This window comes from Chitinophaga sp., assembly GCF_035564935.1.
Taxonomy (GTDB): Bacteria; Bacteroidota; Bacteroidia; order Chitinophagales; family Chitinophagaceae; genus Chitinophaga.
Genome location: NZ_DATMTE010000324.1, coordinates 1 through 5234, shown reverse-complemented (window position 1 = coordinate 5234; position 5234 = coordinate 1). Strand labels below are relative to the sequence as shown.

Here is a 5234-nt window from a genome sequence, read left to right as displayed (position 1 = left end):
TTAACCAGTGGCCTTACAGCAAAGACGTTTTCCTAACCCATCCAGGGGAAAAAAGAGAAGCCCCGGAGGCCGGTGAAATTTTTGTGCAGAAAGACCTGCTGGCCACCCTCACCAAAATGGTAGAAGCAGAACAGGAAGCGCTGCAAAAACATAAAAGCCGGAAAGAAGCCATTATGGCGGCTTACGACCGGTTTTACAAGGGGGATATTGCCAAAGAATTTGTACGCGGCTGCCAGGAACAGGGCGGTTTGATCACCATGGAAGACCTGGCCCGCTGGAAACCAGTGGAAGAAGAACCGCTGCATATCAATTACAAAGGCATAGAAGTGTATAAGCTGCAGGAATGGACGCAAGGCCCTATGCTGTTGCAAAGCCTGAATATCCTGGAGAATTTCGACCTGAAATCAATGGGATATAATTCTACCAAATATATTCATACATTATACCAAACCATGAACCTCACTTTTGCAGACCGTGATTTTTATTATGGCGATCCTGCGTTCAATACCAATCGGGCTATTAAAGGGTTATTGAGCAAGGAATATGCAAAGGCAAGGGCAAAACAGATCCATCTTACGCAAAATGATGCAACTGCAGGGCCGGGCGATCCGTATCCGTTCATGGGTAAAACCAATCCTTACCTGCACCTGTTACAGGAGCGGAGATTGTTGCAGGATACTACGAGCGGCCGCAAGCCCGGTGGCTTTGTTCCCAAACATGATGCTACTATGGTATTGCCGCAAGGCGATGTGAAGCAGGCATATGCCGCAAATGTGATGCCTGTAAACAGCGGCGCCAGCCAGGCATATGCCACTAACGCAATGCTGCCAGGCAGCGATGTAAACCAGCTGTACGCCGCCAATACACCGGACAGCGCTTATATGGACCGGCTGTGGCGCGGCACTACCAGCGTGGAAGCAGCGGATAAAGATGGATGGGTTGTATCCATCACGCCCAGCGGTGGCTGGCTTCCCGCCTGTATTGCCGGTAAAACAGGCATCGGCATGAGCCAGCGTGCACAAAGTTTTGTGCTGGATTCTGCGATATGTCCTTTTAATGTGATTGCTCCCGGCAAACGCCCGCGGGTAACGCTAACACCATCCATGGCTTTGAAAGACGGCAAACCTTTCCTTGCGTTCGGTGTGCAGGGCGGCGATACGCAGGACCAGAACCTGTTGCAGTTTTTCCTGAATGTAGTGGAATTTGGAATGACCGTACAACAGGCATCCGAAGCAGCAAATATTAATACCAACCAGCTGTGGTTATCATTAGGCGGTACTACTATCCGGGACAGGGAGCCCCGTCCGGGAAGCATCCTGCTCAATAACAACACCACCGAACAAACGCGGAAAGCCCTCGAACAAATGGGCTACCATCTTACCTTTGGGGAGCGTACCAGCGGCCCCATAAACGCCATTTACATAGATCGTAAGCATGGCAGCTTATGGGGCGGCAGCAGTAATCATGGTGAAGATTATGGCATAGGGTGGTAAGTAAATTCCAAACTTCTATAAAGATCACGATTTACTCCCTGGTCCATATTTCATGAATGGGATCCCCTTTTGAGCTTTTGCCGCTATGATCCCAGTTGTTGCCATTTACACTGCCTTTAAAAGACAGTGATGCACCTACGCGGGAACTGTCGCGTGAAAAGAACGCTATTTTCTCTGTGTAGGTGCCGTTTTCAAAAGTATAGGTTCCTCCGCCGGAGCCAAAGAACTCCCCTGTTTCCTGGTTAATGGCCACCCATTGAAAGCGGGTAGCTGTAAGGATCTTCATGGTGCGCCTGGCGCCGTTGGGGATAGCTGTCATTTTACCATCCCTTTCCCGCGAAGTGATTTGCCAGCTGCCGGCAAGCGGAGCATTTCCATCATCGATACGGGTCCATTCCTGTTTTTTGCCGTCAGGGCCATTGGTGATCAGCTGCCCGTTCTCCATGCCTACAGGTACAGTACTGTTTTTCCCTACCTGCGATGCATTGGCAGTATTGAAATGGATGGTTACATCTACCTGCGCATCGCCGGCCTGTTTCCAGGAACCGCCATATGAGCTGATGAAGCGCTGACTATCATAGTCTGTAACGGTAAACCAGGTGGAGGTAATAAGCAACACACTGGTTACCTCTCCCGAGGTGGATTTCCAGGCGCCAATTGGTGAGTCTTCCGCCCTGAGAATACCCAGGAAGGAACAGCATAACGTAAATAACAGGAGTAGTTTTTTCATAACGTAACATTTGTTTTCTTAAGATAAGGAAACAAACGCAGTAATTAAGCGGGGTCACCCAGTTTGGGTATGTGTGAAATATATGGCTGGCGGGTAGCACCTACTGCCGGTATGCTTTGGGGATGCCTGGAAAATACTTTGGGGCATGCTTTGAATATGATTTGGGAATACCTGGGAAATACTACCTGCATGCAGTAAAGGTGGACTTGATGTAAGGATGATATTTATTACTATTGGGAATGGAACAATGACTTTTTATGTACAGATCTCTTCGTTTGTGATATCATTACCTTGTTTTTTTTACAAAATGTATCGTTGTTCCCTACAAAAATGATGCGATTTATATTGGCGAACATAGTGGTCCACAGGGAAGGCTCCCCTAATGATCAGTAGTCTTGAGAAAGAGGAAATATTTACTTCCTTTGGTATGACACGCATCAAATTATGGTTTACCGCTTACCTGCAGATTGCAGGCGGCGTCAGAAACTCATTCCCGTTGCCGTTCCGCGGCGGGCATCATGGTGGGACCGGTGTTGCTGCCATTTACATGGCCTTTTGAGGGTACGGGGAAATTGTTGTGCGGGATGTTGTAAAGAAGCGTATGGAAGCTGTTAATATTATTGATTTTGGATTGTTTTTTCTTTGATGGGCGGAACGGGATGATGCCCATGATATCTGCTGCCATGAAGCGGCGGTTTCCTGTTGCTTCATGGCCGTTATACGCTCTTGTTTGCAGCACCAGTATTAGTGTTCCGGTTCCCGGCACAGGAGCTTCCAGTTCGGCGCCATTGAAAGGTGCATTAAGGTCGATAATAATGGAGGAAGAAGTGCTGCAGACAATACGTTGCTCTTTAATATTTATCCTTGCGGCTATAAATTTAACTTCCAGCTGTGTGGCTGTTCCTGTTACAGGTAAAAGCTGCGCTGGTATTATAAGTGACCCTTTTGATGTGATAGCGGGTTGCTCACTGAAGAATTGATCTGTTGCGGCGTACCTGTTAAACCGGAATCCTTTGAGCCCTTGCAGACAGTTGCCTCCTGCCTGTACCAGTGCTTTGTTCAACCGGTTTACCAGGGAACTGTCTTTTACATTAAGATGAGGCGTAACAACGCGACGGATCAGTTTCCCTTTCCTGCTGGCAACGCCAAAGTTCCGGGCGGCTTGCCTGGTAGCTATAGTTTGTGTTACTTTTTCCGGCATGGCGCGCATGAAGTACTTCCCATTTCTCCGGTAGCCGATTATATTACCCAGTTTACCGGTGAAAGTGAGTAATCCTGTTTGTTTTGCCATTGCAGTTGTTTTTCACTAAAATACGAAGAATGCCGGGAGTGGCTATAGGTCTGGTTTAGCGGCTGACAAAAGGGAGTGTATTGCGTGTTAAATATTATTCAGACGGGAATGGGTTGCCGTTAATATTTTTCAAAAGGGAGTGTATGAGCCCTTGGAAGTTATCTAAAAATAGCGTTCCTTTTGTTATTTGTAAAGATGCTGATCCTGGATATAATCGATACCATGTTTTTTGAGATAGGCAATTCCCCATTCACTGACAAATTCATAGAGAGGGCTGAGTGATTTTCCTTCTGCTGTTAAGAAGTATTCCACGCGATATGGTTTGGCAGAGAGGATATTTTTTTCGATCAGTTTATCGCGTTCCAGTTCTTTCAGTTGCTGACTGAGCATTTTTTCCGAGATACCCGGCAGGTTATCCCTGATTTCGGCGTAGCTTCTTTTTGTAAAATAATGCAGGTGGAACAGGATCAGTAGTTTCCATTTGCCGCCAATAAATCCGAGGGTTACATCTACCGGGCAGGTGTATGTTTTATCGTTCAGTGTAATCATAAGTAACGGTGTAATGCTGCTATGCCTCTTCCAATACCTGTTTCAGGATATTCAGGTAGCCGATATGCTGTTCCGCATAGGAGCAGCTTTCTGTTAGCTGCGCCCAGGCTATCTGCCGTTCCAGTGCGGTGTTGATCACCGGCTTATTAGCGGCTTCAATGATACCTTCGTCTGCCAGTTGTCCGAATCCTGCAGCAATCAATAAAACATCTAATGTAAAAATAAACCGGTAATCATCAAATGCCGGATCTTCTTTCATTTGTATGATCAGGTCCCTGTCCAGCAGGGTTTCATTATAATCTTCAAGCGCCATTTCTCCTGTTGATTCAATGGTCTTTTTCAGATATTCAATGGTGGGTGTGGCGGGGTGTTCGCGCCGCCATTCCCGGAACAGGATCAGACCTGTATCTCCTTCATCCGATCCGAAGGGCGCCAGTTGATCGGTTGGGTTCCAGAAAAAGTCTTCCGCAATCAGGGCTACAGCGCGTGCATGTGCACGATGAATATTTATATTACAGGTTTTTCCATTCATAACAAGATAGGTTGTTTAAATCTAGGCTTTACTCCATCCACCGGTATTGGAGCTGGTTTCGATGCTATGCCTTGTGTATCTCTCAAATTCCTCTCCAAATAATTCCTGGTACACAATATACCCGATAAATCCTACTATTTCTGCTTCTGCATCGCAGGTGGCTTTTGATGGATTTTCGCTGATCATCTCATAATAATCCTTTCCCATTCCTACAATAAAACACCTGCAATAGAGAAAGCCATCGTCGGATCCGTCTGTGTAGGCATGAATATCTTCCCGGTCGATCTGAAATAATTTCTCTTCCATGATATGATTAAACCCTGTTAGTGCCTCCTTATCCAGTTGCAACAGGATATCCCGGATATTATTGGTGATAGCGCCGTAAACTTCGCCGGTCAGGTCTTCGATCAATATGGCGTCGTTGGTTTTCAGGGCCGTATTGCGCATATCCAGTAAAGCAGGTGATGCTGCCCACGCTTCTTCAATAATCTGCCAGAATTTAAACTCAGTCATAAGGTAGAAATTAATGGTCATTAAGAATCAGGTGTAAGATATATCCCCGAAACGCAGTGTAAATGCGTAGTAAAATCAACGGGTGGTGAACCGGCATACCCTGAAAATACGTAATAATTTTCTTTC

At 46.5% G+C, this 5234-nt stretch carries 6 protein-coding genes; 1 reads left to right on the top strand and 5 read right to left on the bottom strand.

The window, feature by feature from the left end:
- Positions 1-1493 (top strand): gamma-glutamyltransferase family protein (locus VN105_RS08665; RefSeq protein WP_325639899.1); only part of this gene is annotated, 1493 nt, incomplete at its 5' end.
- Positions 1494-1524: 31 nt separating this feature from the next.
- Here the strand turns inward: VN105_RS08665 and VN105_RS08660 are convergent.
- The 5 genes from VN105_RS08660 to VN105_RS08640 all read right to left on the bottom strand — a co-directional run bounded on the left by VN105_RS08660 (position 1525) and on the right by VN105_RS08640 (position 5108).
- A complete protein-coding gene (locus tag VN105_RS08660; RefSeq protein ID WP_325639897.1) occupies positions 1525-2223 on the bottom strand; it encodes a hypothetical protein in 699 nt (232 codons plus the stop codon).
- A gap of 487 nt (positions 2224-2710) precedes the next feature.
- Positions 2711-3514, bottom strand: coding sequence for a hypothetical protein (locus VN105_RS08655; RefSeq protein WP_325639895.1), 804 nt, complete (start codon positions 3512-3514; stop codon positions 2711-2713).
- 183 nt (positions 3515-3697) lie between these two features.
- Complete coding sequence (locus tag VN105_RS08650) at positions 3698-4063, bottom strand: helix-turn-helix domain-containing protein (RefSeq protein WP_325639893.1); 366 nt, start codon at positions 4061-4063, stop codon at positions 3698-3700.
- Positions 4064-4082: 19 nt separating this feature from the next.
- Positions 4083-4595 (bottom strand): hypothetical protein, encoded by a 513-nt coding sequence (locus VN105_RS08645; RefSeq protein WP_325639891.1) that lies wholly within the window; start codon positions 4593-4595, stop codon positions 4083-4085.
- Between the two features lie 21 nt (positions 4596-4616).
- Positions 4617-5108 carry a DUF4240 domain-containing protein gene (locus VN105_RS08640; protein WP_325639889.1) on the bottom strand — a complete coding sequence of 164 codons (492 nt, stop codon included), beginning with the start codon at positions 5106-5108 and terminating at the stop codon, positions 4617-4619.
- Positions 5109-5234: the final 126 nt, after the last annotated feature.

What these genes read in the sequence shown, in the direction of transcription:
- VN105_RS08650 (WP_325639893.1), bottom strand. Translation starts at nt 4,063, where the DNA reads ATGATTACACTGAACGATAAAACATACACCTGCCCGGTAGATGTAACC.
- VN105_RS08640 (WP_325639889.1), bottom strand. Translation starts at nt 5,108, where the DNA reads ATGACTGAGTTTAAATTCTGGCAGATTATTGAAGAAGCGTGGGCAGCA.
- VN105_RS08645 (WP_325639891.1), bottom strand. Translation starts at nt 4,595, where the DNA reads ATGAATGGAAAAACCTGTAATATAAATATTCATCGTGCACATGCACGC.
- VN105_RS08660 (WP_325639897.1), bottom strand. Translation starts at nt 2,223, where the DNA reads ATGAAAAAACTACTCCTGTTATTTACGTTATGCTGTTCCTTCCTGGGT.
- VN105_RS08655 (WP_325639895.1), bottom strand. Translation starts at nt 3,514, where the DNA reads ATGGCAAAACAAACAGGATTACTCACTTTCACCGGTAAACTGGGTAAT.